At 42.6% G+C, this 26530-nt stretch carries 22 protein-coding genes; 4 read left to right on the top strand and 18 right to left on the bottom strand.

Annotated elements, in window-relative coordinates:
* The first annotated feature begins 360 nt into the window (after window positions 1-360).
* Window positions 361-1617, top strand: a complete 1257-nt coding sequence (locus tag CLOL250_RS09355) for a PucR family transcriptional regulator (RefSeq protein ID WP_008402154.1) — start codon at window positions 361-363, stop codon at window positions 1615-1617.
* Window positions 1618-1676: 59 nt separating this feature from the next.
* On the opposite strand, the gene CLOL250_RS09350 is transcribed toward CLOL250_RS09355, so the two are convergent.
* Window positions 1677-3137: a TrkH family potassium uptake protein gene (locus CLOL250_RS09350; RefSeq protein ID WP_044945794.1), complete on the bottom strand. Its 1461-nt coding sequence runs from the start codon at window positions 3135-3137 to the stop codon at window positions 1677-1679.
* A 37-nt stretch (window positions 3138-3174) separates the two neighbouring features.
* On the bottom strand, window positions 3175-4584 hold the full coding sequence (gene trkA / locus CLOL250_RS09345; RefSeq protein WP_008402152.1) for a Trk system potassium transporter TrkA: 1410 nt from the start codon (window positions 4582-4584) through the stop codon (window positions 3175-3177).
* A 179-nt stretch (window positions 4585-4763) separates the two neighbouring features.
* Here trkA and CLOL250_RS09340 point away from each other — a divergent pair, with 179 nt between their 5' ends.
* Together CLOL250_RS09340 and CLOL250_RS09335 are read left to right on the top strand one after the other, a co-directional pair.
* Window positions 4764-5330 carry a chromate transporter gene (locus CLOL250_RS09340; RefSeq protein WP_008402150.1) on the top strand — a complete coding sequence of 189 codons (567 nt, stop codon included), beginning with the start codon at window positions 4764-4766 and terminating at the stop codon, window positions 5328-5330.
* A complete protein-coding gene (locus CLOL250_RS09335) occupies window positions 5327-5908 on the top strand; it encodes a chromate transporter (RefSeq protein ID WP_008402149.1) in 582 nt (193 codons plus the stop codon). Before CLOL250_RS09340 ends, CLOL250_RS09335 begins: the two co-directional genes overlap by 4 nt.
* Window positions 5909-5999: 91 nt before the next feature.
* Here CLOL250_RS09335 and CLOL250_RS09330 read toward each other — a convergent pair whose 3' ends face one another.
* The 12 genes from CLOL250_RS09330 to CLOL250_RS09275 form a co-directional block, all read right to left on the bottom strand.
* On the bottom strand, window positions 6000-6590 hold the full coding sequence (locus CLOL250_RS09330; RefSeq protein WP_008402148.1) for a zinc dependent phospholipase C family protein: 591 nt from the start codon (window positions 6588-6590) through the stop codon (window positions 6000-6002).
* A 136-nt stretch (window positions 6591-6726) separates the two neighbouring features.
* Window positions 6727-6990: a hypothetical protein gene (locus CLOL250_RS09325; protein WP_008402147.1), complete on the bottom strand. Its 264-nt coding sequence runs from the start codon at window positions 6988-6990 to the stop codon at window positions 6727-6729.
* Window positions 6991-7019: 29 nt separating this feature from the next.
* Entirely contained in the window at window positions 7020-7715 is a 696-nt protein-coding gene (locus tag CLOL250_RS09320) for a hypothetical protein (RefSeq protein WP_274922267.1), read from the bottom strand.
* A gap of 78 nt (window positions 7716-7793) precedes the next feature.
* Window positions 7794-8534 carry a hypothetical protein gene (locus CLOL250_RS09315; RefSeq protein WP_008402144.1) on the bottom strand — a complete coding sequence of 247 codons (741 nt, stop codon included), beginning with the start codon at window positions 8532-8534 and terminating at the stop codon, window positions 7794-7796.
* Window positions 8535-8774: 240 nt separating this feature from the next.
* On the bottom strand, window positions 8775-9845 hold the full coding sequence (trpS, locus tag CLOL250_RS09310) for a tryptophan--tRNA ligase (protein ID WP_008402142.1): 1071 nt from the start codon (window positions 9843-9845) through the stop codon (window positions 8775-8777).
* An 81-nt stretch (window positions 9846-9926) separates the two neighbouring features.
* Window positions 9927-11993 carry an FtsX-like permease family protein gene (locus tag CLOL250_RS09305; protein WP_008402141.1) on the bottom strand — a complete coding sequence of 689 codons (2067 nt, stop codon included), beginning with the start codon at window positions 11991-11993 and terminating at the stop codon, window positions 9927-9929.
* The gene (locus CLOL250_RS09300) at window positions 11980-12747 is read right to left on the bottom strand and encodes an ABC transporter ATP-binding protein (RefSeq protein WP_008402139.1); all 768 of its coding nucleotides are present in this window, start codon (window positions 12745-12747) and stop codon (window positions 11980-11982) included. Before CLOL250_RS09300 ends, CLOL250_RS09305 begins: the two co-directional genes overlap by 14 nt.
* 490 nt (window positions 12748-13237) lie before the next feature.
* Window positions 13238-14257, bottom strand: a complete 1020-nt coding sequence (locus tag CLOL250_RS09295) for a sensor histidine kinase (protein ID WP_008402138.1) — start codon at window positions 14255-14257, stop codon at window positions 13238-13240.
* Window positions 14254-14916: a response regulator transcription factor gene (locus tag CLOL250_RS09290; protein WP_008402137.1), complete on the bottom strand. Its 663-nt coding sequence runs from the start codon at window positions 14914-14916 to the stop codon at window positions 14254-14256. The genes CLOL250_RS09295 and CLOL250_RS09290 overlap by 4 nt, the downstream gene beginning before the upstream one ends.
* An 804-nt stretch (window positions 14917-15720) precedes the next feature.
* Window positions 15721-16563, bottom strand: a complete 843-nt coding sequence (locus tag CLOL250_RS09285) for a MetQ/NlpA family ABC transporter substrate-binding protein (RefSeq protein ID WP_044945817.1) — start codon at window positions 16561-16563, stop codon at window positions 15721-15723.
* A 139-nt stretch (window positions 16564-16702) separates the two neighbouring features.
* Complete coding sequence (locus tag CLOL250_RS09280; RefSeq protein ID WP_008402135.1) at window positions 16703-17365, bottom strand: methionine ABC transporter permease; 663 nt, start codon at window positions 17363-17365, stop codon at window positions 16703-16705.
* Window positions 17346-18410 carry a methionine ABC transporter ATP-binding protein gene (locus CLOL250_RS09275; RefSeq protein WP_008402134.1) on the bottom strand — a complete coding sequence of 355 codons (1065 nt, stop codon included), beginning with the start codon at window positions 18408-18410 and terminating at the stop codon, window positions 17346-17348. The genes CLOL250_RS09280 and CLOL250_RS09275 overlap by 20 nt, the downstream gene beginning before the upstream one ends.
* Before the next feature lie 667 nt (window positions 18411-19077).
* On the opposite strand from CLOL250_RS09275, the gene CLOL250_RS09270 reads away from it, so the two are divergent.
* Complete coding sequence (locus CLOL250_RS09270; protein ID WP_008402133.1) at window positions 19078-20553, top strand: hypothetical protein; 1476 nt, start codon at window positions 19078-19080, stop codon at window positions 20551-20553.
* Between the two features lie 223 nt (window positions 20554-20776).
* On the opposite strand, the gene CLOL250_RS09265 is transcribed toward CLOL250_RS09270, so the two are convergent.
* The 4 genes from CLOL250_RS09265 to CLOL250_RS09250 all read right to left on the bottom strand — a co-directional run bounded on the left by CLOL250_RS09265 (window position 20777) and on the right by CLOL250_RS09250 (window position 26412).
* Window positions 20777-21628, bottom strand: coding sequence for a hypothetical protein (locus CLOL250_RS09265; protein ID WP_008402132.1), 852 nt, complete (start codon window positions 21626-21628; stop codon window positions 20777-20779).
* Between the two features lie 72 nt (window positions 21629-21700).
* Entirely contained in the window at window positions 21701-23815 is a 2115-nt protein-coding gene (locus CLOL250_RS09260; RefSeq protein ID WP_008402131.1) for a SulP family inorganic anion transporter, read from the bottom strand.
* A gap of 148 nt (window positions 23816-23963) precedes the next feature.
* Window positions 23964-25307, bottom strand: coding sequence for an acetyl-CoA hydrolase/transferase family protein (locus tag CLOL250_RS09255; protein WP_008402129.1), 1344 nt, complete (start codon window positions 25305-25307; stop codon window positions 23964-23966).
* 37 nt (window positions 25308-25344) lie between these two features.
* The gene (locus tag CLOL250_RS09250) at window positions 25345-26412 is read right to left on the bottom strand and encodes an iron-containing alcohol dehydrogenase family protein (RefSeq protein WP_342413219.1); all 1068 of its coding nucleotides are present in this window, start codon (window positions 26410-26412) and stop codon (window positions 25345-25347) included.
* Window positions 26413-26530 lie beyond the last annotated feature (118 nt).

The raw sequence follows: 26530 nt of genomic DNA, 5'->3' as shown, positions 1-26530 counted from the left end.
TTGCTCTTGTAAATTTTCTACAGTATGCCATTCATAAAAACCGATCACCATATCCCGCCAGCACAAAACTTCCGCCCCGCTTTGTGCTGTTAGCACAAGTATATGTTTGACAGACACATATTTTCTATGATATTGTTGGGTTATTGTAATAAGTAGCACAAATCAATGGTTTAATATATTAAGTAGCAGTCGGCAAACGCCTTATATAATTAAGCATATTTCGGGCAGACATACACAAACTGCCTCAAAGCAACAAGCTGCAACCGACTCAATACACACATATCACATTTGGGTCAAACTGACTTCTTATCCATAGACGAATAATAATTATCAAACGCTGCCAAGAAAGGAATCTTAAACATGGCAATATTATTAAGAGATTTATATAAAGAGACAAAAAGCACCTATGGACTGGATCTGATCGCAGGAGAAGAAGGGCTGGATAACCTCATGAACTGGGTCTATATATCAGAAGATCCCGGCACACTGGAATTCCTGCACGGCGGTGAACTGATCATTACGACCGGCGTCCTGTGTGGAAATGAATACTGGTTATATAACTTCATCAAAGGGCTGATCGAACATAAAACCTGCGGCCTTATTATCAATATTGGGGGGCACCTGAACCGTTCCGATATCTCCGACCGTATCCGTATGCTGTGCGACCGGAAGCATTACCCGCTCTTTCTTATGCCATGGGAGACACGGATCTTCGATATTACGCACGATTATTACAATCGGATATTTGACGATACACAGACCAGTCAGGCTATCTCAACTGCACTTTCGCGCGTGATCCTTCACCCAAATGACAAAGCCCTGATGGAGATCAGCCTGCCTGTCTTATATGAACATGGTTTTCAGGGAGATGCACAATACCATCTCGTATATATATCAGATCTGAGAGCTACAGCATCCGTGGAACCATCCATTGCACTGACAAATACCTCTATCCCACACTCCGATCGTTTCTCCACCCCACCCGCTTATGCCAACACCGCCGGAAGTTTTCTTCAGAATCTGTTGACACGTCTGGTCAGAATCTATAATCTGCCATATACATTTGTCAACGGCACCAACTATACTCTGCTGATCTGCCCCGCGCGGTCAAATGAACGGCTCGAACAGGAGCTTAGCCGGCTTCTGTATCATATGGGAGAATCTGCCGGAACAACTTCCATGTATATCGGAATCAGTGCGCCAACCAAAGACCTGACCGGATTAAGTCAGGCATTTTTACAGGGACAGTGCGCCGCCCTGATGGCACAAAAAAAGAACAGTAGCCTGTTCTTCTTCGATGATATGGGATTCTATAAGCTTCTTTTATCTGTAAGTGATATGGATGTTCTTAGAGAATATGTAAACGATACTCTGGGATCCATCATTACATACGATGAGCAGCACCATACGAATTATCTGGAAACGCTCTATCAGTATCTGCTCTGTGATGGCAGTATACAAAAAATCGCCGGTGCCCTGTTCTGTCACAGGAACACCGTCAATTATCGTGTTCGTATATTAAGAGAGGACTTACATCTTGCCTTAGATGATCCGTCCACTCGTTTTGAACTGATGACCGCATTTCAGGTACGCAGTTATCTGGATTTGTTTTCCTGAACCTGCTACAGCACATTTTAATATCATGTACAGCATATATCCAGTCATTAATTGGCCTGTTATTTTCTGCGTCTGACCGCCAGTAATTCTTTCCATGCCGGCGGATAGAACAACAAGAGCAATGGGAACAGCTCCAGTCTTCCGGCAAGCATATCGAACATCAACACATATTTGGAAAATGTACCATATACATTAAAATTCTTCGTTGGTCCTACCAGCTCCAGTCCCGGTCCGATGTTATTGATCGTTGCCGCAACCGCAGTAAAGTTTGATGTCATATCTTTTCCCTCAAAGGAGATCAGCAGTACGGATGTTGTAAACAGGATGATAAATGTTATAAAATATACATTTACCGCACGTACCACTTCATGCTCTATCGGCTTGCCGTCCATTTTGATCTTCTTGATACTCTTTGGATGCAGATAGGAATTCAACTCTTTTATCACACTTTTTACCACGATGATAAATCGGGATACCTTGATACCACCACCGGTACTGCCTGCACATGCACCAATGAACATCAGAATAACCAGTATCGTCCTACATGTCTGGTTCCACAGGTCAAAATCCACACTGGAGAATCCGGTTGTTGTTATGATCGAAGCGACCTGGAACGATGCATGACGGAGTACTGTCCAGAATCCATCCATTGTATGAATCAGATTCAATACAAGAACTACGATCGCTGCCACAATAATGAGGAAATAGGTTCGCACCTCCTCCATCTTCAATGCCTTTTTGATATTGCCAAATAAAACCAGATAGTATGCATTAAAATTCACGCCGAATAAGATCATAAAGATCGTTACCACCCACTGCAGATATGGCGAAAAGCTGGCAAAGCTATCATTCTTTGTTCCGAATCCACCTGTACCCGCTGTTCCGAATCCGGTACAGAATGCATGGAATACCGGCATTTTCCCGGCTATTAACAAGATGATCTCTATAGCCGTTAATACAATGTAGATAACATATAATATTCGCGCCGTATACTTGATCTTCGGTACAAGCTTACCAACAGAAGGTCCCGGGCTCTCTGCTTTCATCAGATTGATATTTGATCCGCCACTAAGCGGCAATACCGCAAGCAGAAACACCAGCACACCCATGCCACCGATCCAGTGTGTAAAGCTTCGCCAGAACAACGTCGTCCGTGATAGTACTTCCACATCGTTTAAGATACTGGCTCCTGTGGTTGTAAAACCGGAGATCGTCTCAAATAACGCATCTGTGAAAGATGGGATATCTCCTGATATGCACATTGGAAGTGCACCAAATATACTCAGTGCTATCCAACTCAATGCTGTAGCGATACAACCCTCTTTCAGATAGAATACATTTACTTTAGGTTTATGTTTTACAATGATGGCTCCAAGCAGCATACAGATAACTGCCATCACCAGATAATCAATTCCTTCACTTTCCTGATAAATCAACGAAACCAGACATGGCAGAAGAAGCATAACCCCCTCCAGCATGACCACATGTCCGACTACGTATAAAATCATTGACCGATTCATAGCTTCCTATTTTCCCTTTTACAAAAATACTCGTTACTTATACCAGAATATCCCTGATATCATTAAATCCTGTATGGGTCGTTACTACCATAGCGGTATCCCCGACTTCGATCGTATCATGACCGGATGGTGTAATGATCGTACCGTTTCGATTGATAAACGCGATCAGCACATCCTTCTTTAACTTCAGATCCATCAGTGGCTTACCCGTTACCTCGGATACTTCATCCACACGGAACTCGATCGCCTCTACCCGGAAATCAAACATATGATATAACGTCTGCACACTGCTGTTCATGGAACGTGTATTTGATTTTGCACGAACATAAGCAGTAATAGTCTCCGCTGTAATAAAACTCGGATAAAATACACTTCCGAGGTTCAGATTATTAATTATTTCCTTGAAATTACTACGATTGATCTTCGTGATGGTCTTTGCATCCGAAACATGTCTGGCATGCAGTGTCAGGAGGATATTTTCCTCGTCAATCCCGGTTAAAGCAACAAAGGATTCTGCATTGCTTAAGCCTTCTTCCTTTAATACGTCCTGATCGGTTCCGTCTGCATTGATAATAACTGCTTTTGGAAGCAGAATACTGAGTCGCTCACAACGATCCTTCTCTTTCTCAATGATCTTTACATTGATTCCCATATTGATCAACTGACTTGCAAGATAATATGCAACGTCACCACCGCCGACGATCATCGCATCACTGACACGATTTGTCTTGAATCCGATAAAATCAAGAAATGCACGGCTCATCGGACGGGATCCTACAAACGAAAGAACATCTCCTGCATGCAGTTTAAAATGACCGGATGGAATATAGACTTCTCCATCTCTTTCAACCGCACAAATCAGAATATTGATATTCTTCGCTCGATCCATAAGCTGCTGACCAAGATGTGCCACAGACAGTCCGTCTAACATATTATGCTCCGGAATCTTGATCTTCGTCATCTCTGCCTGACCATGTGCAAAGGAATTGATCTCCAGAGCTGTCGGCATATAAAGTACACGCGCAACCTCCGTTGCTGTTTCAAGCTCCGGATTGATGACCATGGTAAGTCCCAGACTCTTTTTCAGATATTTTATCTCCTTGCTGTAGTCCGGATTTCTGACACGCGCTACCGTTGCGCAGTCACGTCCCTGTTTTGCGATCGTACAGCAAAGCAGGTTCAGCTCGTCAGAATTTGTTACCGCGATCACAAGATCGGCATTCTCCACACCGGCTTCCATCAGCACGCTGTAGCTTGCACCATTTCCGCAGATTCCCATAACGTCATACTGATTGACGTTCATCTCAACCTTATCCGCATTTTTATCAATGACTGTTATATCATGCCCTTCCTTGCATAACTGTCTGGTCAGTGCCGTTCCGACCTTACCGCATCCTATGATCAATATATTAAGACCCGTTTTCTTCGCGCCTCGTTGCTTAAACATCACTTACCTCCACCGACTTCGGCTATATATTATACATACTTTTTGTGCATAAAACGCTCACTTTATTATAGCGTCAATCTTGATTGTAACATCTTTTTTCTATATGTACAGTGATATTTGAAAATTTTATCTAAAGTTTAGTTTGATTCTGTGCTATACTCCTGTCTGGAGGATTTGATATGTTATTTTCTTTATTTATTAATTTTTTCAAAATCGGATTATTTACATTTGGAGGCGGTTATGCGATGATCGCACAGATCCGGGAAGAAGTAGTTGCAAAACGAAACTGGCTCACGGAAGACGAACTGATCGAAGTGATTGCGATCGCTGAATCAACACCCGGGCCGTTGGCGATCAACCTCGCTACTTTTGTTGGTTATAAACAAAGAGGCTTCCGCGGAAGTCTGGCAGCCACCCTCGGTGTCTGTATCCCATCCGTTATTATTATATTTGTCATTTCTCTGTTTTTTGATGCTTTCATTGCAAATAAATATGTAGCATATGCCTTCGTTGGCATTAAATGTGCCGTTGCTTTTCTGATCCTTACAACCGGAATCAGCATGATGAAAACACTCGACCGAAAAAAAATACCGGTTCTTGTATTTGTAGTTACTTTTATAATCATGGTGATCGGAGAACTGCTTTCCAAATCCGTTAATGCAATTCTTCTGATCCTCGCAGGCGGCATCATCGGAATTTTCTGTACCTCTTTTAAAAGGATCCGAAAGGAGGATGCAGATAAATGATATATCTGACATTGTTTATTGAATTCTTTAAAGTAGGACTGTTCAGCTTCGGAGGCGGCTTCGGCATGATACCGCTGATCCAGGATGCTGTCATCCGCCATAACTGGATGAGTGAAGATGCCTTTTACAATTTTATCGGTGTCTGTGAATCTACACCGGGTCCGATCGCAGTCAACATGGCGACCTATGTCGGATCGACGCAGGCAGGACTTCCGGGCGGTATCGTCGCTACTCTCGGTGTCATCACGCCGTCCTTTTTCATTATATTATTAATTGCCGCAGTTATAAAAAATCTGACGAAAAATACCTACGTGCAGGGCTTTCTGTATGGCATCAAACCGGTTATCCTGGCCCTGATCCTTGCAACCGGAATCAACATGCTGTTAAAGTCTACCGGGTATGTCAGCTTATCCGAATATGATGTGAATATCCCTGCTATCATTATTCTGTGCCTGCTTGCAGGAATCTATTTCTTCATCCGGCGCAAATGGAAGCAGAAGCTGTCAGCGATCTCTCTGATCCTGCTTTCCGCGGTTCTGGGAATCGTGGTATCCGTGATTGCCGAACACATCAGATAAAAAGTCACCTGATACAATGCAAAGTATCAGGTGACTTCATATTTTTCATTGGCAGTCATAATTATCCTTTTATATCAGATTGCTCTGCCTTTTATTTTCGATAGGATGGAGCAAGTGCGTATGCCGGAACATACTCCTCTGCTGCCAAACTGTTCATGGCAAATGCCCGTACCAGAAACGTACCGATGGTTTTTGATGCATTCCGAATATAGCGTGCATCCGTTTCATTATCTCCGGCCTCCGTCATATACAGTGCATGTTTTTTCTTCAGATACTCGACCGCTTCCTCCACGGAATGAACCATTTCCCCGATCCGGCTCGTTTCTTCCTGTTCTACATGTCCATGTCCAAATAAAAACTTCTGAAATCCACTTTCATATGCAACATGTTCAGAAAATCCGCCTTCAAAAATGGAGTTATGCGCATATGTGAAGAAATCCTCCACATAATGAAGTACATATCCGAGTTTCAGGAAAGAATATCTGCTGTTCTTCCCCTTTTCTTCCAGCTTCTGTATCCGGTTCACTGTATTATCAAATGAACTTTTCCAGGTATGCTTCTTAATATAGGTATGAACCAATATATCCGGCAGAATACTGCCTAACAATAACCACTTCCTTTTGTTCTGTGGAACCTGTTCTATGATTTCTCTGGTTACAAATAAATGACTTCTTTTTTTCATATCAGTCTCCTTCCCACTTTTAACTCGGCACAACTTTTCCGTTGTTCCTATCTATATTTTACCGCAGGAAGTATGAAATACAAGCCATTTCACAGAATTTTCTTGAAATTAGAAAAATTTTCTAACAATTTTTACACTAACCAAGACATCTTACACAGAGGTAACATACCTGACTATCATCCGTATAGTCTTCCGCAGCCAGGATCTCCATCATTGTATCCTTATACTCTTCGCCATATTTTCTCCTGTATATGATGCTGTATGACTTTCCGGTGCCATTGATATTCTTTTTTAGATTTTGAAGTGCAGTCTTCTGCAAAAATGCCTGTCTGTCATCCGGATGCAATTCATCTGAATTTGCAAATGTCTCAAACCAGTCTGAAAGCTTTGCCGAAAACACACTGTTCTTTAAGCTTTCTCTGTCAATACTTACAATCTGATATGAATTCTGTATAAGATTAATGATAAGTACTTTAGTATATAGCTTTGTAAGTGCATTATGTGCCGCCTGCAATTTTCTCTGGTCTTCTCCCTTTTTACTGTAGTATTCTGCCTTACAGACATACATTCTCTCATCCGCCTGCTCTGCAAGTTCCTCAAAATTCTCCCACTGCCTTTCGCAGCAATTATGAAATACACGATCATAATCACCATTATGATAACATCTGTCTTTATATTCGAAAGTAAATTGCAGGTAACCACAACGATATAGTCATCTGTCCGGTCGAAAGCGCACCGGCTCACAATACCATCTATGTTCCTGTAGCATATTGCAGGGACATCTGCCTGTTCAGTAACCTTATCACGGGATATACCGACATCATTCAGCGTTTTACCAACCATTGCTGCTTTTGTACTTCCAAGGATTTTGCCATCTCCACTATCCGCAACAAATATATTGATGCCTGTATACATCGGCATATTGGAAATAACTACCGATATCTGATTCTGATTCTGATTCATCTCATCAATCAGGCGCTTCGGTTCTATTCCTACCTGGATCATCTTTGTTCCGGAATTATTCCAGGTTATTGCATACATCATGCTTCGCCCCTCAGATGTATTTGGCGTAACATCCTGGCACATTGTCAGATCTTTATCATATATAAAACCGCTGTCTTGCATATGGGTTAATCTGTCTGTATTCATTATACCTTATTGTATGTGTTTCATACAGTTTTCTTTTTATCCGATTGTCTTTCATTAATACATATCATTATAAAAGTCTTCCATACCTTCCGGCATCTCGGTTTCATAAAAACCTCGTCCATTTCTGGTTCCCATTCGGATTGTCATACCAAGATCCTCATAGACACTGGTGCACTCATAGTCAATCGGCTCTGTCGTTCTGACAAGCTTCTCCAGCTCTTCTGCAGCCGCCATATATTCGTCACCATCAAAGCCACCGATCGCCGGTCCTGACGCCCCATAATATAAAGTCAGATAGATCACCTTACCATCCTTATCTTCTGCCGCGATCGTATAGTCCAGTAACTCCTCATTATTCTCGGTTGTCTCCTTATCGCCAAATAATGTAACGATCTGACCAATGAACAGGCCATGATATTCTGCAAGTGCTTCGTCCTCATACACATTTAACAACAAATAACTGCCTGCCAGGTCCACATCATCATTTACTCTATAAAATGTATAATTTTCGCACGAATATCTCGTTTCCTCTGTCCCATCTGTCTTTTCTGTTGTGCTGTCTTTTTTCTGTGTATTCATATGATCTGAACTTTCCCCCGCTTCTTTTTCTGATGCTGCTTCTGTCTTCTCCGCTGTCGCATCTACTTCTATTGTCCGGTAATTCTCAGTTGTTCCATCCATACTGTATTCGGATGTAGCTACCCATTCTCCATAATCTGTCGTGATACCTTCATCGGCACACCCTGTCATCATAAGCACTCCAACTGCCCCTAATAATAAAATCGTCTTTTTCATATCCGGTGTCTCCCCATATATTTATTTTACCCCTGTAAACCTGTCAGATCTAATTTATATATCGTTCGCTCTAACTTCATCCGATCCAGGAACATTTTTTGCAACTTTTCCAACCTTATTATGCCTTATTTTTGCAACTTTTCCAACCTTATTATGCTCCATTTTTGCAACTTTTCCAACTTTTTGCTGTACGACAAAAGGACGGCCGTTTTCACGACCGTCCTCTTATGTCTGTCAATTTTATTTATAATCATTCTCTAGCCCGTCTGCATCAAAGTAATTGATCTTCATAGCAGAACGTACATCATGAAGAGTTGCTGCTGCTTTCTTCTGTGCAGCCTCGCTTCCTGCCTTTAAGATGTCAAGAACATCCGGAATACGGCTCTCCCACATCTTACGACGTTCACGGATCGGTGTAAGCTCTGCCTGTAATACATTGTTCAGGAACTTCTTCACCTTAACATCACCAAGACCACCACGGCTGTAATGCTCCTTCAGTTCATCCAGATTCTTATAATCCGGCAGGAACTGTTCAAAATGCTCCGGACGACAGAATGCATCCAGATATGTAAATACGGAATTTCCCTCGATCTGTCCCGGATCCTCCACACGGATATGATTTGGATCTGTATACATGGACATAACCTTCTTCTTTACTTCATCTGCTTCATCGGAAAGATAGATGCAGTTGCCAAGAGATTTGCTCATCTTTGCTTTTCCATCAATACCCGGAAGTCTGAGACACGCTTTGTTAGACGGTAATACGATCTCAGGATCTGTCAGAGTTTCGCCATATACGGAATTGAATTTGTGAACGATCTCCTTGCACTGTTCCAGCATAGGAAGCTGATCTTCACCAACCGGCACTTCTGTTGCACGGAAAGCCGTGATATCTGCTGCCTGACTGATCGGATAGCAGAAGAATCCAACCGGAATACTTGCTTCAAAATTACGCATCTTGATCTCGGATTTTACAGTAGGATTTCTCTGTACACGAGATACTGTAACGAGATTCATATAATAGAAAGATAATTCTGTCAGTTCCGGAACCATGGACTGAATGAAGATCGTTGATTTCTCAGGATCGATCCCACATGCCAGATAATCAAGTGCAACCTGGATAATGTTCTGTCTTACCTTCTCCGGATGCTCGGCATTATCTGTAAGTGCCTGTGCATCTGCAATCATTATATATATCTCGTCATAGTTTCCTGAATTCTGAAGCTTTACACGCTCAGAAAGGGAACCAACATAATGTCCAACGTGAAGTCGTCCTGTAGGGCGGTCACCGGTTAAAATAATTCTACTCATCTTAAAAAGTCTCCTTCATTTCTTCGTTCGATAATCCTGCCCCCAATTATACCGCGAGATACTGTCATCGTCAAGGAAACCCTACTGTTCACTGATGATCTTTCTGCCACTGAAATAGGTGATCAGGAAATATCCGCCATAGATCACAACCAGAACAACAACGGTCATAAGCATGGCTGCTCCCATGTCATCGGTTCCCATCAGTGAAAGGATCTGTCTGCTGAATTTCAATCCAAATATTGAATGAATGACTGCAAGTGCAAGCGGAAACAGGAAGAACAGACCCATCTGTGCAAATAACGCATGATTGATCATCTTCTGATCCACACCCAACTTTCGAAGCATCTTATATCGTTCCACATTATCGGTGCTTTCTGACAATTCCTTTAATGCAAGGATCGCTGCACCGGAGATCAGGAAGATCATTCCAATATATAAGCCGATAAAGGATGCGATCGCGCCAAGTCCGATACTGGCAGCTTTTACATTTTCTTTCGTATTCAGACTCAGCCTGACATCCGGGTCATCATCCAGATTGATATGTTCATTTCTCGCCATGATCTTATCCGTATCGGTCGTATTATAGATTGCAAGCAAGCTTTCAGAGATTGGAGTTACTCCTGTAAGCACCCCATCCGGCACAATAATGATACCAGTATTAATCGCCTGCGTAGAGATCTGGACATCACCAGCCTGACATTTGCTCATTCCCGGCTTCAGTTCATAACCATTTACCTGAATCATCGTACCAGCCTGCAATGACATATCTCTGTATTTCACCATCTGCTTGTAATTTGCCACAACTCCGTATTCATCATCTTTGATCGACACAGTTTCAAAACCACACAGCTTTGCCACACGATTATAATCGGACACTGTCATGACATTTTCCATAACATCCATCATACCATACACCGGCTGGTCACCAAGGAACTCACCCTTCGCCTGCTCACTGAACGTATCCCCGTATGTGAAATCCGGCAATGAGTATATATACACATCTTCATAGGCTGAAAACATAGACCGCAAATCAATTCCATGTTCCTTATATATATCGCAAATATCGCGTTTATCCCATGTCGGATCATAATAAGCATCCTCATCCGCACCCTTACCGGCTTCAACATCATAATCGGAGCTTCTTACCTGTCTGGTAATATTTACATCAACGGTAGCATACCTTCTTAACCCCTCATTCAAACCATTTCGGATCGTAAGCGCCGAAGTCAGCACGCAGATCGTAACAAATAACATAATACAAATGATCGAGATTGACAGTACATTTGTATTTACACGACTGCTCATCTGACGGATGACAAATGAATTCAGCCCTTTATAATAAACACGTTTCATGGAAGAAACTAACCGGAACAACATACCGGAAATCGACCAGAAAAACAAAAATGTGCAGACACATCCAAGCCCGATACAGAAATAGATATCTTTCATATAGAGCTCTGTTGTATTTGAATTGATCTGGTAATATGCATATCCAAGTCCTGCTACGGAAAGGAGAAATACGAATACCGATATCCACGGATTTTTCATCTTAACAGTCTCTGATCTTCTGCCACTCTGGAACAGGTCGATCAATTTGCAGCGTCCGATCGCGATCGTATTAAACAGAATCACAACCACATAGATGATAGCAAAATAGAAACAGGTCTTTACAAATGCGGAACTTGAAAATACAAAATTATAAGAAGACATATCCGCTTCAAACATATTTGCAACTAACAGACTGGTAAGCTGGGAAATTCCGACACCGGAAAGAAGCCCAACACCAAGTGAAACCAGACCGATGATCAGTGTCTCGATAAACAGCATCTTTGATACCTTCCATTTGCCCATTCCAAGCAGCAGATACAATCCAAATTCTTTGTTACGCCGTTTCATCAGGAATCGGCTGGCATATATTATCAGGAAACCAAGCACAAATGCAATGAATACGCTGACACCGGAAATGATATTTGCCATCAGCTCTACAATTTCTCTGGTATCTTTGGAGATCCTCATCATCGCCGTCTGTGTCTCGATCGCATTAAAAATATAGAAGATTGCTACGCCAAGAACTAAAGTGAAGAAATAGATTGCATAGTCCTTCAGGCTTTTCTTCATATTACTAAGGGATAACTTAAATAGCGTCATTTAAGTCACCTCCAAGCAAAGTTACGACATCTATGATCTTGTTGAAGAATTCTTTTCGGCTGTCTGCTCCACGGCGAAGTTCATGGAATACTTTACCGTCCTTGATGAACAGGATGCGACCGGCATAACTTGCGGTAAAGGAATCATGTGTTACCATCAGAATCGTAGCTGACAGTTCTTCATTCAGATGTTTCAGACTTTCAAGCAACAGCTTTGCGGATTTGGAATCCAGTGCTCCGGTCGGTTCATCGGCAAGGATCAGCTTCGGGTTCGTAATGATCGCTCTCGCAGATGCCACTCTCTGTTTCTGACCACCGGACATCTGATATGGATATTTATTCAGGACTTCTTCGATCGCAAGCTCCTTTGCGATCTTCTTTATCTTTTCATCAATCTTCTTTGCAGGAGTGTTCTGTATCGATAACGCCAGTGCAATGTTCTCATATGCTGTCAGTGTATCTAACAGATTGAAATCCTGAAAGATAAATCCCAGTTCTTCCCGGCGGAAGCGGTTCAACTGGTTGCCGCGAAGCTTTGTGATATCATCTCTTCCTACATAGATATGACCGCTGCTGACACGGTCTATGGTGGAAATGCAGTTAAGCAGTGTCGTCTTTCCACTTCCGGATGCTCCCATGATCGCAACGTACTCACCTTTTTCTACACTAAATGAAATGTTATCAATGGCTTTTGTAATGTTAGATTTGTTGCCGTAATACTTTTCGATATTCTCAATCTTTAAAATTGTTTCCACTTTTATCTCTCCTTGCTATCCGGTGTGTGACTAAATCGTTCAGGTAACACTTACATGTTTTTTGTGACCATTGTTCCACCAGTGAGCATCCCGTAAAATCACGTTTGCCTTTCCTCATGTTCTGCCATCCTATCTGCACATGTCTCTGTCGCAATAAAACCATTGCTCCGACGACATGGCACAGGATAGCAGAACACTCAGTCGGCTGCTCTATGGATTTTAGGTATTGCTCACTGTCAGAACAACAGCCCCATAAAAACATCCACGAAATACTAAAACGATTTACCCACACACCATTTTCTATTAATAACTGAGTTAAGAGCTGTTGATCCTGTCAACACCACATCTCCTGTTTACAAGTGTGAGTATATCGTTTTCAAGGGAGAGGGTCGTTTTTCTTATGTTACAGAAGGTTACAGTTTTGTAAGGTTAAGATATTGGGCATTCTTTATCTGTCTGTCAGATAAGGGGCACATGGTAAAGTATAGTTTTATTCATCCACCAGATAATAGTCGTTTCCGCCAAAGGTTACAGCGACGTCTGTTCCGATATTTTCTTTGGAAGTGATGGTAAGATGGTGTCCTAGCTGGTCGCACAGACCTTTTACGATATATAAGCCCATACCTGTTGACTTGGCAAAACGACGTCCGTTCTCACCGGTGAACGATTTTTCGCAAACGCGAGGAAGGTCTGCTTCGGAAATTCCGATTCCATTATCTCTGATATGGAGTGTGATATCGTCGCCTGCTTTTGTCGTCCAGATCCGGATCTGCCGATCCTCATCCGGCTTTATATATTTGATGCTGTTGCTCATGATCTGGTTTATCATGAATTCCAGCCATTTGGCATCTGTCGTAACGCTGACATCAACGTCATGCACATCCAGACAAATGTCACTCTCCAGCAACATATCTTTATTCTTCAACGCCACTTTATTCACAACCGACTTGATTCGCACTGAATCAAACCGATAATCTTTGCTCGCATGCTCTGCCCGGACATAATACAGCACCTGATCGGCATATGCATCCAGACGGTTCACCTGATCTTCGTATTTCTTCGGTATCTTATCCTGATTATTGTGGCACATCAATACCAGACTTGCGATCGGCAGTTTGATCTCATGCACCCATATCTCGATAAAATCCTTGAAATCATCCACACTCTGCCGGTACTCCTTCACATGCTCTGTCATGGATTTGTTGATCTCATATAACGCCTCATAGACCAGCTTTCCCTCATAGAAACCCGGCTCCTCTAACGTATCCATGACCAGATATTTCTGATCCAACCGCTCCATATGTGCATAAAGGGAATTATAGAAATGTCTGCGTTTTATATAGTCTGTTAATATGACAGTTACCAGAAGCAAAACTGTCAGCACAAGAAAGATCACCGTCAACTCCCCTGGTGTCCGCATCGCACGAAAAGCAATTAACATAATCGCTATAAATAACAGATAACCGATCAGAATACCCGCTTTATCTTTTATATATTCCCAAATTCTCATATCAGACGATACCCCTGTTTCTTTCTTGTCTCGATCGCATCCGGCAGTCCAAGCTCCGCAAGCTTTGTCCGAAGCCTGCTGATATTAACCGTAAGTGCATTATCATTTACATATTCTTCATTATCCCAGAGATCTGTCATGATCTCATCTCTGGATACGATCTTGTCCTTACTGCTTAACAACCGTTGGAAAATGATCATCTCATTCTTCGTCAGAACCTGTTCTTTCTCACCAAGCCGGATTGTCCCTTTGCTGAAATTCACCTCTGCTCCACGATAGGATGCTGCATTCTGGCTTCCCTCCATCCGTTTCAGCACTGCTGCGATCCGCAGCAACAGGATCGTCGGATTATACGGCTTCGTGATATAATCATCTGCCCCATAGCTCATCGACAGAACCTCGTCCATCTCTGATGTACGACTAGTTACCATGATAACCGGGATATCCGATTCCTTCCGGATCTCCTTTAACAGATTTCTGCCATTTATGCCCGGAATATTAATATCCATCAAAATAAGATCTGCACCTGCTGCCAGAATCTCTTCTTTTGAATGTTCAAAATCAGTCAGATAGGATGCTGCATAGCCTTCGTTCTCCAAAATCTCAACAAGCTCCATGCATATGCTCTTATCATCTTCCACAATAAAAATCTTTTTCATAACGCTCTCTACCGGCTCCTTTTATCGCCTATATTTACCCAACAGGCAGCCACACTACCCAGTTGCCTGTCGGCATCATTATAGCATACCCCAAAAACTTTTCACCATATTTGTTTCAGGGCTTTCTGCCACCACTTCTATGCGCTATCTTTCTTTACGAGGGATAATCTCTATTAAACATATAAAATTCTCCCGACTACTGTAATTGAAAGACTCACTCCGTTTTCTATTCAGCTCGCGCACTGATTTGTCAGCAGTCGCCCTAACTCACCCTGACGGGTTCAAACAAGGGCTTGATGCTGACAGTTAGCGCAAGCAGAATTACGAAAACTCCGTGAATGTCTTATCAATACAGTAGTCGGGAAATTTTATATTGCATAACAAAGTATAAGCCCATCGTAAAGAAAGATAGCGAATATCATCTCGCAATAAAAAGCCCTGAAACAGATATGGTGAAAAAACATTCATGAAGGATTCGCGATAAAGTTTGTGCTAACTGTCAGCACCAAGCCCTTGTCTGAACCCGTCAGGGTGAGTTAGGGCTGCAACTCTTCCTTACGAGGAGATAAAAATGCAACGCAACAATCCAAGCTAAAAAAAGCCATTAGGCAAATAAGAAGAAAAATGTTCATAGTATTTTTGTAATGAAGCTTGCGCTAACTGTCAGCACCAAGCCCTTGTCTGAACCCGTCAGGGTGAGTTAGGGCGACTGCTGACAAATCAGTGCGCAAGCTGAATAAAAAATACATGAATTTTTCTCTTATTGCTCTAATGGCTTTTTATAGTTTGGATTGTTGCTAAATATTATTCCTCGTAAGGAAGAACTGCTCCATCGTAAGTTTCTTTGATGTAGTTCTTTACGTCGTCAGACTTTAATACGTCAACGAGTGCCTTGATTGCTTCGTTGTTTTCGTTGCCTTCCTTAACAGCGATAACGTTTACATAGGTCTTAGCTGCTTCTGAATCATTCTGCTCATATGCAAGAGCATCTTTTCCTACTGAGAAGCCTGCTGCAAGTGCATAGTTACCATTTAAAACGACATACGCTGTCTCGTTTACAACTCTGGCAACCTGTGCTGCCTCAAGTTCAACGATTTCTACATTGTGTGGGTTTTCTTCGATATCATTAACAGTTGCATTGATACCTGCGCCATCCTTTAACTTGATGATTCCGTTGTCCTGTAATAACAGAAGGGCTCTTGCTTCATTTGTTGTATCATTCGGAACTGCAATAGAATCACCGTCAGCGATCTCGTCTAAACTTTTCTTTGTACCCGGATAGATACCGAATGGCTCATAGTGGATCTTGCCGGCAACTACAAGGTGTGTACCTTTTTCTTCATTGAAGCTCTCAAGGTATGGAACATGCTGGAAGTAGTTTGCATCGAACTCGCCGCTTTCTACAACCTCATTTGGCTTTACATAATCATCAAATACTGTAACCTGAAGATCATATCCTTTTTCCTTTAATGCTGTCTTTGCATACTCGAGAATCTCAGCATGTGGTGTTGCAGATGCTGCAATCGTAATTGTCTTTGAATCTGTTTTGCTGTCTTTATCTTCTTTCTTGCCGCAGCCTGAAAGGGCTCCTGCTACTAATACGCCTGTTAATGTAAGTGCTAATAATTTCTTAAATGTCTTTTTCATGGAAGATTCCTCTCTTTCTTTATTTTTTCTTTTCATTTTTATATATTGGATGCCCGGTGTGCACTTTCCTGACATCTGTTTGTAAACCGCCAATAACGCTCCGGCACTGATCCGGCTGTCATGGTCAGGGTTTATCTGATTATGATTTTCTCCGGTCTAATCGGTTTGCGATCAGCATTCCGACTGACTGGAAGATCTGAACGATCACGATCAGTAAGATAACTGTCACGATCATGATATCTGTCTGGTATCTGTAATATCCATAGCGGACTGCGATATCACCAAGTCCACCACCTCCAACTGCACCTGCCATCGCAGAATAACCAAGGATGGTTCCGATCGCGATCGTTGCTCCGGTGATCAGCGATGTTCTTGCTTCTACAAGGAGCACACGAAGGATGATCCTCATCGTTCCCGCACCCATCGCACGGGCAGCCTCAACAACTCCGTTGTCAACTTCCTTCAAGGATGACTCTACCATTCTTGCGATAAACGGAATAGCTGCTACCGTAAGCGGTACGATCGTTGCTGTCGATCCGTAACTCTTACCAAGAAGAAATCTGGTAAATGGGATCAATAAGATCAACAGGATCAGGAATGGTACGCTTCGAACGATATTTGCGATAAAATCAAGAATTTTATACAAAACCGGATGCGGTTTCAGTCCGTCTTTATCGCTGATACAGAGGAGCACGCCCATCGGAAGTCCGAATACATATCCAAACAATGTAGAAACAACTGTCATATAAAGTGTCTCTAAGATACCATTTAAGATCATTTCTCTAATTTGTTCCGTCCACATGTTCCTCACCTCCATTCACATTGTCACTTAATTCTTCAAGCTCCAATCCCCGTTCTTTCAGGTACTTTTCCATCGCTGCAACATTTGTCGAACCCTTCGGAAGCTCAAGTATCATTTCACCCTTCGCCACTCCTCCGACATTCTTTGTCGCTGCTTTTAAGATATTGACCGGCTCCTTAAATGTCAGGATCATATTTGCAATTACCGGTTCAAATGCTGAATTCTCCGTGTATACAATTCGGATTCTGGTTCCATTCTTTATGCGGTCAGCCGTTTTTAACGTCTTCGGCTCTGTAGCATTTCCTTCATCCTTCTGTAACAGCTCTCTGGCTACTTCGGACTTTGGATGATTAAAGATATCAATCGTTCTACCATGCTCAACGACCTGACCATCCTTCATGATCGCTACCTGATTACAGATTTCTCGGACAACCGCCATCTGGTGAGTGATAACAACGATCGTGATTCCAAATCTCTGGTTAATGTCCTTTAACAATTCCAGAATCGATGATGTCGTCTGTGGATCAAGTGCACTGGTTGCCTCATCACAAAGCAGGATCTGCGGATCGGATGCAAGTGCTCTTGCAATCGCAACTCTCTGCTTCTGTCCACCGGACAACTGTGAAGGATATGCTTTTGCACGATCCCGCAAACCAACGATCTCTAACAGCTCATATGCCTTTTTTCTCGCCTCTGCCTTTGATTTTCCCTGAATGAACAGTGGAAAACATACATTATCAAGAACCGATTTCTGCATCAGCAGATTAAAATGCTGGAAGATCATACCGATATGTTCTCTCTGTTTACGAAGCTCTTTATCTGACAGACCACCAAGCTCCTTATCCTGTACCACGACCGTTCCCGATGTCGGTACTTCTATATGATTGATACATCGTACCAGGGTACTTTTTCCTGCACCGGACATTCCGATGATTCCATAAATGTCGCCAGCTTCAATATTCAGTGATACATCCTTTAAAGCATCGATCGTTCCGTCTTTGGTCTGAAACGTCTTCGACACATGCTCGATCTGAATAATTGCCATATTGTTCTCCCCTTTCAAGTTCTTTTCCTATTATAAATCAGACAGTCTTCTACTTTATCCATGTAATAGATACCATCCTGCCGCATAACAAAAGGCAGTCATCATATGCTTATGACAACTGCCCTTTGTTATATGATAAACAATACTATATATCTAACAAATCAGGTGTTCAAAGCATATGAAATAAACGCCATACAATCACGCATCATCCGGCAGCAACACATATTGTTCTTTGCAGTTGTCATGATTTTTTCTGAGCCCATATGCTTATCCTCCTTGTAAATTCTCTGTGATTTATTCTCAGGAACTTTTCATACTATGTTGATATGTTTTATCTATTTTGTTCCTTTCATGTTTCATGATTATAGCGTCCGTTTTTCCGGTTGTCAACCATTATATCCTATTTAAGTTATAGGATATATATTTGACTGGCTATAAGTTTTTCTTATAGCCAACAAATATGCAGTATGATTTATACTCCCAGCTCTTGTTGAATCAGTAGAAAACTACACTTGTCTTCTCTTGTTGCACGCAATGATGTTGACACATATTACGTTTTCAGTTAAACTATACAGATGTAAATACTATTGTTAGGAGGAAGATTGGTTTAACATTACATATTTACTTCCATGTTTTACTAATCTAAAGTTATTGCCGGTATAACTGCATGTCATTTCATTCATTATTAAATTCAATCATCGATTCACAATCCGTAACGAAAAATTCTCTGATCAATGAAACCGGGATCGACCGTTCAAGCTTCTATCAGATCTTGAGCGGCAAACGTATTCCCACAAAAGATCAGATTACAAGTATTATCCGCCAGCTTGATATATCTGCTGCCGATGAGATGGCTTTATATGATGCCTTTTATCTGGAACGGCTTGGTGAGACCAATTATCATTACCTGAAATTCACAGAGAAATGTCTGAGGGTGATCGGTTCTCCATATATAGATACCAATGCATCTAACAACCAGACACCTTCCCGCTCACAGGAATTACAAAATAAACTACCTGACAATCCGATTGATACAGATCAGTCACAGGCTGCCACAGAAACTATACTTTATCACTCCACGGATGAGATCATCTGTGGTCTGACTAAATTCTTAATACACGCCAGCAAAAAAGAAAACAATCATTTACAGGTATCACTTCCGTTCGATCTGTCATCACGGATCAAACTGTTTTCCAGCATTCAATCACTTATCACTTCTGGGAAATTTCAAAATGCAACAATTTCCCAGATACTGCATTTTCAAACAAAAAATCCGAATGACATCACTGAAAAACTGGACGGATTTGCCACGCTGTTAGAATCGATTCTTACAAAAGAACCCAACATCACCTATAACATTTACTATTATTCCAATGAACAAAAAGTCAGCAAGAACTCCGGTGTACTTTTCCCGTTCTATATCATAACGGATGATGCCAGTCTCCTGCTAAATGCCGATGCCAACAAAGGTTGTCTGTTGACCGATCCGAGCCTTATCGGATTAATGCGGGAAGAATTCGCTTCCGTATTTGACCATGCGAAACCATTTCTGTCCAGCTTCAGCCAGAAGGAGCTTCCACAGTTTCAGGCAAGATCCATTCCTGCAGAAGAAGTGATCTTTATCCAGAAGCATCCCGGTGCCTGCCTGATGGTGACCGATGATCTGGTTGAGAAATATGTTCCTGAAGAATTCAAGGAAACCCTAAAACAGCATTTTCATTTCATGCAGCAAATGAATGCCAGTGAAGGCATCACACTGGACGGCATCCGGGAATTTGCAAGAAATCATGTGATTTCCGAATCCGGATTCTATGTGGAAGCAAACACGTCAGATATTATCAATGCTCTGGAACAGTTAGAGGCACGGCTTGACAGGAACCTCTTTGTCCTTGATACCGAAAAAATTCCGGTATCGGATAACTGGGCATTTCTTTTATATCCAGATCAATATGCCCTGCTTGTTCCAAATAAAGAACTGGATTTTATTATCTGTGTATCTGATCCGGATATTATTCATGCTTTAACCTATACCTTTCACTCGGTAGATTTTGAAGATTATATTTTAGATAATACCCTTGTCAGAAATGAGATACAAAAGCTGATTTCTGAAAATGAAAATCGAGTGGCAGATTCAACTTTATAAATGCCACTTCTGGTTTTTTGTACATCAGCATGGTAATATTTAATTGTTTTTATTGTTACATCATTTGATGTTCACTTTATTCATATGAGGGGTAATTTATAGACAGGCGGCGGCTTCTTACAGGTCAAAGAAGCCGCCGTCTTTGTGATCTTACTATATTATCATAGTAGCATTACAGGATTTTATTTCTCTGTTTTGCGCTATTCTGTCATGTTCAAAATCCCTAGATCGTGCCTTTTACAACCAGAGTACTGACACCCGGATCCGCCGTCCATACACCGGTAGCCGGATTCTGTGTATAGGTTGCAGCCGGGACTGTGATCTGACCCGCAATCGTTGTAAACACTCCTGTTGTCTCATCATAGGTATAGTTTGTTGTCTCTGCCCATGCCGTTCCATTAAAGGATACTGCAAGGTTTGACAAAAGCGGATTAAAGGTATCCACTATCACCGCATCGGTTCCGATATCTGCCGGTGCACTTCCTGCATTCTGGATCAGGAAAGTATAGGTCAATGTTCCGTTTTCTGTTACAGGAACCGGACTTACAGACTTCGTGATTGTAAGGATCGGCGTACTCTCTGTACCGATCGTCTCTGTTACCGTGATCGGAGTAATGCCACCACCGGATACAACTGCTGTATTCGTGATCGTTCCTGCTGCATCCATCGGTGCAAATGCATTCACCTCTGTCTCATAAGCAACTGTGATATTGCCCCCTGCAGGAACTGTCAGCCCTGAAATTGCAAGTGATGGTTCTGCAACAACAACTGGTGTTGACTGAAGCACTCCATTTACATAATATTTCACACTATCAGCCATATAAGTGAGCGGAGTCAGTGTTTCTGTTCCAAATGTGTATGCGCCCAGATTATCTGTAACTGTCAGACCATTAAATGCAGTCGTACCGGAATTTACAATCGTTATAATATACGTTACGGTATCATTCTGACCATATGTCTTTCTGACTGCGGTCTTGCTTGCTGACAATACCTCCAGCAGTTCTCCGACTGCTATATTGGAATTTGCTATGGAATTACCATAGCGAAGCTGTGCCTGATTGGTAAACTGTGCCATAAATTGCTCTCTTCCTTTCTTATATTCAGGTATAGTACAATATATGACAGAATTATTATTTTGTTATTTTTATTAATTATCTTTCTCCCGGAGTTTTACGACCAACTCATAAACCTCAGGATGTTTTTCTTTCAAATGCTCATCCAGCAAATGTCTTCGTTCTTTAAACTTCTCCGCAAGCTCCGGATGTTCCTTTGCAATACGGTCATGGATCTCTCTACGATGCTCCTCGAAGCGTCTGGCAATCGTTTTCTCATCCTTACCTGATATATGAACGATCTCCTTCAGATGCTCTTCCAGATGCTCTAACCACTCATCCTCATCCATAGCTTCCATATGTGACCAGCTTCCATGCAAAAGCTCATCAACATCTCCGGTCTGTTTCAAATGCTCGATCTGAAGTCTGATCTGCTTCTCTATCTCATCTTCACTCTCCGCTCCAAACGCCCAGACAAATTCCTGAACCCTGTTATCTGCACGCTTTCTGGACGCACTTCTCGGCTGATTGTCTACATCACCCTCTAATGGATATGGTCGCTTAATTCCCATATCCTTTAAGGCAATATGTACTGTTCGTCTGACACAGCCTTCCTCAATCAGATAACCAAGTCCCAGCTTACGCAGCTGTTCATTCACATCTGCGATATGCTCTGTCATGTAGAAACGGATTCCCTTATCCTTTAACGACTGATATAACATGGCGATCCTGTCAGCCGCTGTTATATCGATACTGCCGATTCCACTGGCATCTATGATAACCGCCTTTGTCTCAGGCGTGATATGATCTTCAATATCTCTCTGGAGGATCTGTATATTCGCAAAGAACAGATTGCTGCTGAACCGATAGATCAGTACACCGGAGATTGCATGGATCTGGCTGCTCTCCTTCAGATCCCGGAAATGCTTGTGCCCCGGCTGGATTCCAAGGAAACATCTTGCAGGCTTGGCTGTCCGTATGATCATCTCTGTAAACGAAAGAAGAATGCCGATCAATACACCGTTGATCGTGCCAAGTAACAGCACACCAAAGAATGCCCCGAAAAAGATCAGGCATTCTGTACGGCTGACTTTAAAGAGTCTTGCCGCAAGATCAAATTCCGTTGCTCCAAGCAACGCTGATATTACAATAGCTGTAAGCACAGGAACCGGAAGATAACCGATAAATCCGGTTGCACAGACCAGAACAACGATCATGGAAAGACCTGCTATGATAGCGGTAAGCTGTGTCTTTGCCTGATACTGTTCTCCCATTGCCGTTCTTGATACCGAGCCATTGATCGGACAACAACCGGTAAATGCCGCAAGGAAATTCCCCATTGAAAATGCCAGAATCTCCTGGTTATCATTGATCCGGTAACCATTCTTCTGCGCAAAATTATTCTCCGCCAGAAGTGTCTCTGCCATTATAACGACTGCTACCGACAGGCTGATCGTTACAGCCTCACGGATCGATATCACACTAAAATCCGGAACCGCCCAGCGTGGGAGTCCGGTATCAACAGATGCAAGTGTCTGTACACCCCAGTCCTCTATAGGAAGCAGGTATGTCATGCCTGCACCGGCTATCATCAAAAGAACCGCCATCGGAAATTTCGGGATCAGCTTCTTACATACCAGCAATAGCACAAGAGCCGCAAGTCCCAGTACCACCGACTGCCAGTTGATATCTTTGGCTGTCTTTATAATATGTTCTGCCAGCTCAAAAAACTCTCCGGTTCCTGCCGATCCTCCCATCAGCTTCGGTACCTGCATTAGTATAATAGTCGTACAGATTCCGGTAATGAATCCGCCCATAACCGGTGCCGATATATAGTTGACCAGTTTCCCTGCTTTCATAATATAAAACGCCAGAAGCCACAATGCCACAAAGAAGGTCAGTACCGGAACAACCGCCATTGCCTCCTCTGATCCACTCTCTATATGAAGGCTTAACAATGCCGACCCAATAAGGGCTGCCGGAGCTGCATCCACTCCAAAAATAAACTGAGGCGATGTCGAGAACAGAGCAAATATCAAGATCGGAAATACCGAACCATACAGTCCATAGACCGCAGGAAGTCCGGCAATCTGCGCATATCCCATGGAGATCGGAATGGATACTGCCATGATAATAATACCTGCAAGAAGATCCTTTATGAAATTTTTCTTATCATAATGACGTAATGTAGCCGCTAATGTTATCTTCATCTCTGCCTCTTATATCTGTATATTATTATACTGCCATTATAAAAGAAAAGTGGAGCTATGCACAACCATTATCTTCGCCTTTCTTTTATTCAGCCCCCTGTTATCAACCATCTGATATATGACATATATCAATTTCACCATCCGCCGTCTATCTCCGGCCGGATCTCCGCCAAATCTTTCTTGCTTCCGCTTCCCTGATCAATTCATCTCTGAAATCAGGGTGTGCGATCGATACCAGAGCCTCTGCCCGCTCCCATGTTGAACGGCCTTCCAGATTCACAACCCCATATTCTGTTGCCAGAAAATAAACCTGACTTCTTGGAGAAGTAACGATATCTCCATTAAACTGTGGATGAATTCTTGAATGAACCACCCCTTTACTGTCCTTGTACACAGAACTCATGCAGATAAATGCTTTACCTCCCTTAGATGCAGATGCACCAACGAGGAAATCCAGCTGTCCACCGGTTCCGGATATCTGTCTGACACCTGCACTCTCCGCTGCCACCTGACCATACAGATCAACAGCAACACAGCTATTGATGGAAACCATGTTATCAATCTCACCGATCACCCCAGGACGATTCACGTACTCTAACGGATATGCCGCAACTCCCGGATTATCATCAATCCAATCATATAGGTTCTTGCTTCCGACCGCACAACCAAATACTCCTTTTCCGCGATCGATCTGCTTGTATTTGTTCGTGAGCTTTCCCGCCAGATACATTTTCAGATATGCATCACTGCAAAGCTCCGTATGCATACCAAGATCCTTCAGATCAGACTCCGCAATAATATCACCCAGTGCATTCGGCATACTTCCAATACCGATCTGCAGGGTTGCTCCATCCACGATATAAGGAATGATCAGTTCCGCAATCTTACGATCAACTGCAGTCGGCTCCGGCATCAGCATATCCGGATACGGTTCATGCTCTCCTTCCACGATATAATCAATATCCGAAATATGGATACACTCATCATAACCGCCGCGAACCTTCGGAAGATTCTCATTGATCTCTACGATCACGATATCTGCCGCACGCACGATTGGTGCTGCCACTCCGGTATTGACCGAATAATTAAAATATCCATGCCGATCCATCGGTGACACACTGAGCATAACTACATTTACCTTAAGAAAATACTCATAATATGCTGCATTATTATGAAATACCATCGGAATATAATAGCAGAGTCCACGATCACATAACGATCGCTCATATGCTGAACAATGCCAGCTGTGATAAGTAAAATGCTCCTGACTCTCATCACATTCTGCAACTGCGATCGGCCCTGAGATCAGATTACCACGGATCTTAACATCAAACAGCTCGTCTCTACGTTTCGCCAATGCACGATCCAGGATCTCCGGCTTTCCAAGTGAACAGGTATAATCCACCCAGTCACCATCTTTTACAACGGAAACCGCTTCCTCCGGTGTGCGGAGTTTTCGTCTGTATTCCTCTAAAAAATGTTCGTATGTCATACTGTTCCCTCCTTCGCTTATCCGTCCCTGACACAAATTATGCCTGTAAAACCTCCGACAGCTTCGTGTCTGACTGCAATACTTCTATCGCTTTCTTTTGGTACTGTTCTTCGTGAAGATAAGTATACCGGAATGGTTTTATAGCCGGTGCTTTTTCGATCGCACGGATGAAATCTTCCCGCTTCATGCCGACTGTCTTCACATAATCCCAGAATCCGGTATCTGTAAATACCGTATTGATCCGCTCATATCTGTGATCCTGAACAACACTCATCAGATATGTTGCAACTCCGACCTGAATACCATGAAGCTGCGGACGTTCCAACATCTGATCCAATGCATGTGATATCAGATGCTCACTTCCACTGGTCGGCGCACTGTCTCCTGCAATCTCATTTGCCACACCGCTCATGGCAAGAGAATCTAATAGTTCTTTGATAAACCGTTCATCGTGAATGTCTTTAAACGGTGTCCGCACAAAGCTGTTGACCGCCTTCTTCGATATCATCATCGCAAAGTCATTTACCGAACCATGTCCATGTGCTTCTTCAAAATTCCAGTCATAAAGTGCCGTGATCTTCGATACCATATCACCGATACCGGAAAACAGAAATGCCTCCGGTGCCCCCTTTATCACATCGATATCTGCAAAGATTCCATATGCGATCCCTGCCGGTACGGATTTGCGTCGTCCCTCCACGATCAGAGATGCGCTGGCACTGGAAAATCCATCACTGGATGCCGATGTCGGCACACTGATGAATGGCAGTTTTCTTAAGAAGCCACAATATTTGGCCGCATCAACCACCTTACCGCCTCCGATACCAAGCACTGCCTGTGCTGTATTCGGGAATGAAAATGCAAGCTGCACCAGATCGTCGATCCGAACGGTATCCATCTCCATATATTGGAGTACCTCAACACCGCTGTCTGACATACCCTCCATCACCGTATGTCCAAACATATCGATCAACCCATTGCCAAACAGGATCACAACCTTGTAGATTCCCTCATCTGCAAGATAACCCCCGATCCGTCTGAGCAGATCTTTCTCCACCTTTAATATCGATGGTATCTGTATCTCCCTGGTATCAATCTTCGCCATAATCGCCAACCTCCTATAGTCCTGTAATTTATTATACATTCTCTTATTCAAAATTTCTGCATTACTCTATATTTTGCACGATTCTATATTCAACATACCCTATTTTAACCCAAACTGC

It is taken from the genome of Clostridium sp. L2-50 (assembly GCF_000154245.1).
In the GTDB taxonomy this organism is placed as follows: Bacteria; Bacillota; Clostridia; order Lachnospirales; family Lachnospiraceae; genus Coprococcus.
Note: the sequence above shows the minus strand (reverse complement) of the source record. Positions and strands in the feature narration are given on the sequence as shown.

Coding starts and splice junctions, on each gene's coding strand:
- CLOL250_RS09355 (WP_008402154.1), top strand. CDS start 361: ATGGCAATATTATTAAGAGATTTATATAAAGAGACAAAAAGCACCTAT.
- CLOL250_RS09350 (WP_044945794.1), bottom strand. CDS start 3,137: ATGAATCGGTCAATGATTTTATACGTAGTCGGACATGTGGTCATGCTG.
- trkA (WP_008402152.1), bottom strand. CDS start 4,584: ATGTTTAAGCAACGAGGCGCGAAGAAAACGGGTCTTAATATATTGATC.
- CLOL250_RS09340 (WP_008402150.1), top strand. CDS start 4,764: ATGTTATTTTCTTTATTTATTAATTTTTTCAAAATCGGATTATTTACA.
- CLOL250_RS09335 (WP_008402149.1), top strand. CDS start 5,327: ATGATATATCTGACATTGTTTATTGAATTCTTTAAAGTAGGACTGTTC.
- CLOL250_RS09330 (WP_008402148.1), bottom strand. CDS start 6,590: ATGAAAAAAAGAAGTCATTTATTTGTAACCAGAGAAATCATAGAACAG.
- CLOL250_RS09320 (WP_274922267.1), bottom strand. CDS start 7,715: ATGCAAGACAGCGGTTTTATATATGATAAAGATCTGACAATGTGCCAG.
- CLOL250_RS09315 (WP_008402144.1), bottom strand. CDS start 8,534: ATGAAAAAGACGATTTTATTATTAGGGGCAGTTGGAGTGCTTATGATG.
- trpS (WP_008402142.1), bottom strand. CDS start 9,845: ATGAGTAGAATTATTTTAACCGGTGACCGCCCTACAGGACGACTTCAC.
- CLOL250_RS09305 (WP_008402141.1), bottom strand. CDS start 11,993: ATGACGCTATTTAAGTTATCCCTTAGTAATATGAAGAAAAGCCTGAAG.
- CLOL250_RS09295 (WP_008402138.1), bottom strand. CDS start 14,257: ATGAGAATTTGGGAATATATAAAAGATAAAGCGGGTATTCTGATCGGT.
- CLOL250_RS09290 (WP_008402137.1), bottom strand. CDS start 14,916: ATGAAAAAGATTTTTATTGTGGAAGATGATAAGAGCATATGCATGGAG.
- CLOL250_RS09285 (WP_044945817.1), bottom strand. CDS start 16,563: ATGAAAAAGACATTTAAGAAATTATTAGCACTTACATTAACAGGCGTA.
- CLOL250_RS09280 (WP_008402135.1), bottom strand. CDS start 17,365: ATGTGGACGGAACAAATTAGAGAAATGATCTTAAATGGTATCTTAGAG.
- CLOL250_RS09275 (WP_008402134.1), bottom strand. CDS start 18,410: ATGGCAATTATTCAGATCGAGCATGTGTCGAAGACGTTTCAGACCAAA.
- CLOL250_RS09270 (WP_008402133.1), top strand. CDS start 19,078: ATGTCATTTCATTCATTATTAAATTCAATCATCGATTCACAATCCGTA.
- CLOL250_RS09265 (WP_008402132.1), bottom strand. CDS start 21,628: ATGGCACAGTTTACCAATCAGGCACAGCTTCGCTATGGTAATTCCATA.
- CLOL250_RS09260 (WP_008402131.1), bottom strand. CDS start 23,815: ATGAAGATAACATTAGCGGCTACATTACGTCATTATGATAAGAAAAAT.
- CLOL250_RS09255 (WP_008402129.1), bottom strand. CDS start 25,307: ATGACATACGAACATTTTTTAGAGGAATACAGACGAAAACTCCGCACA.
- CLOL250_RS09250 (WP_342413219.1), bottom strand. CDS start 26,412: ATGGCGAAGATTGATACCAGGGAGATACAGATACCATCGATATTAAAG.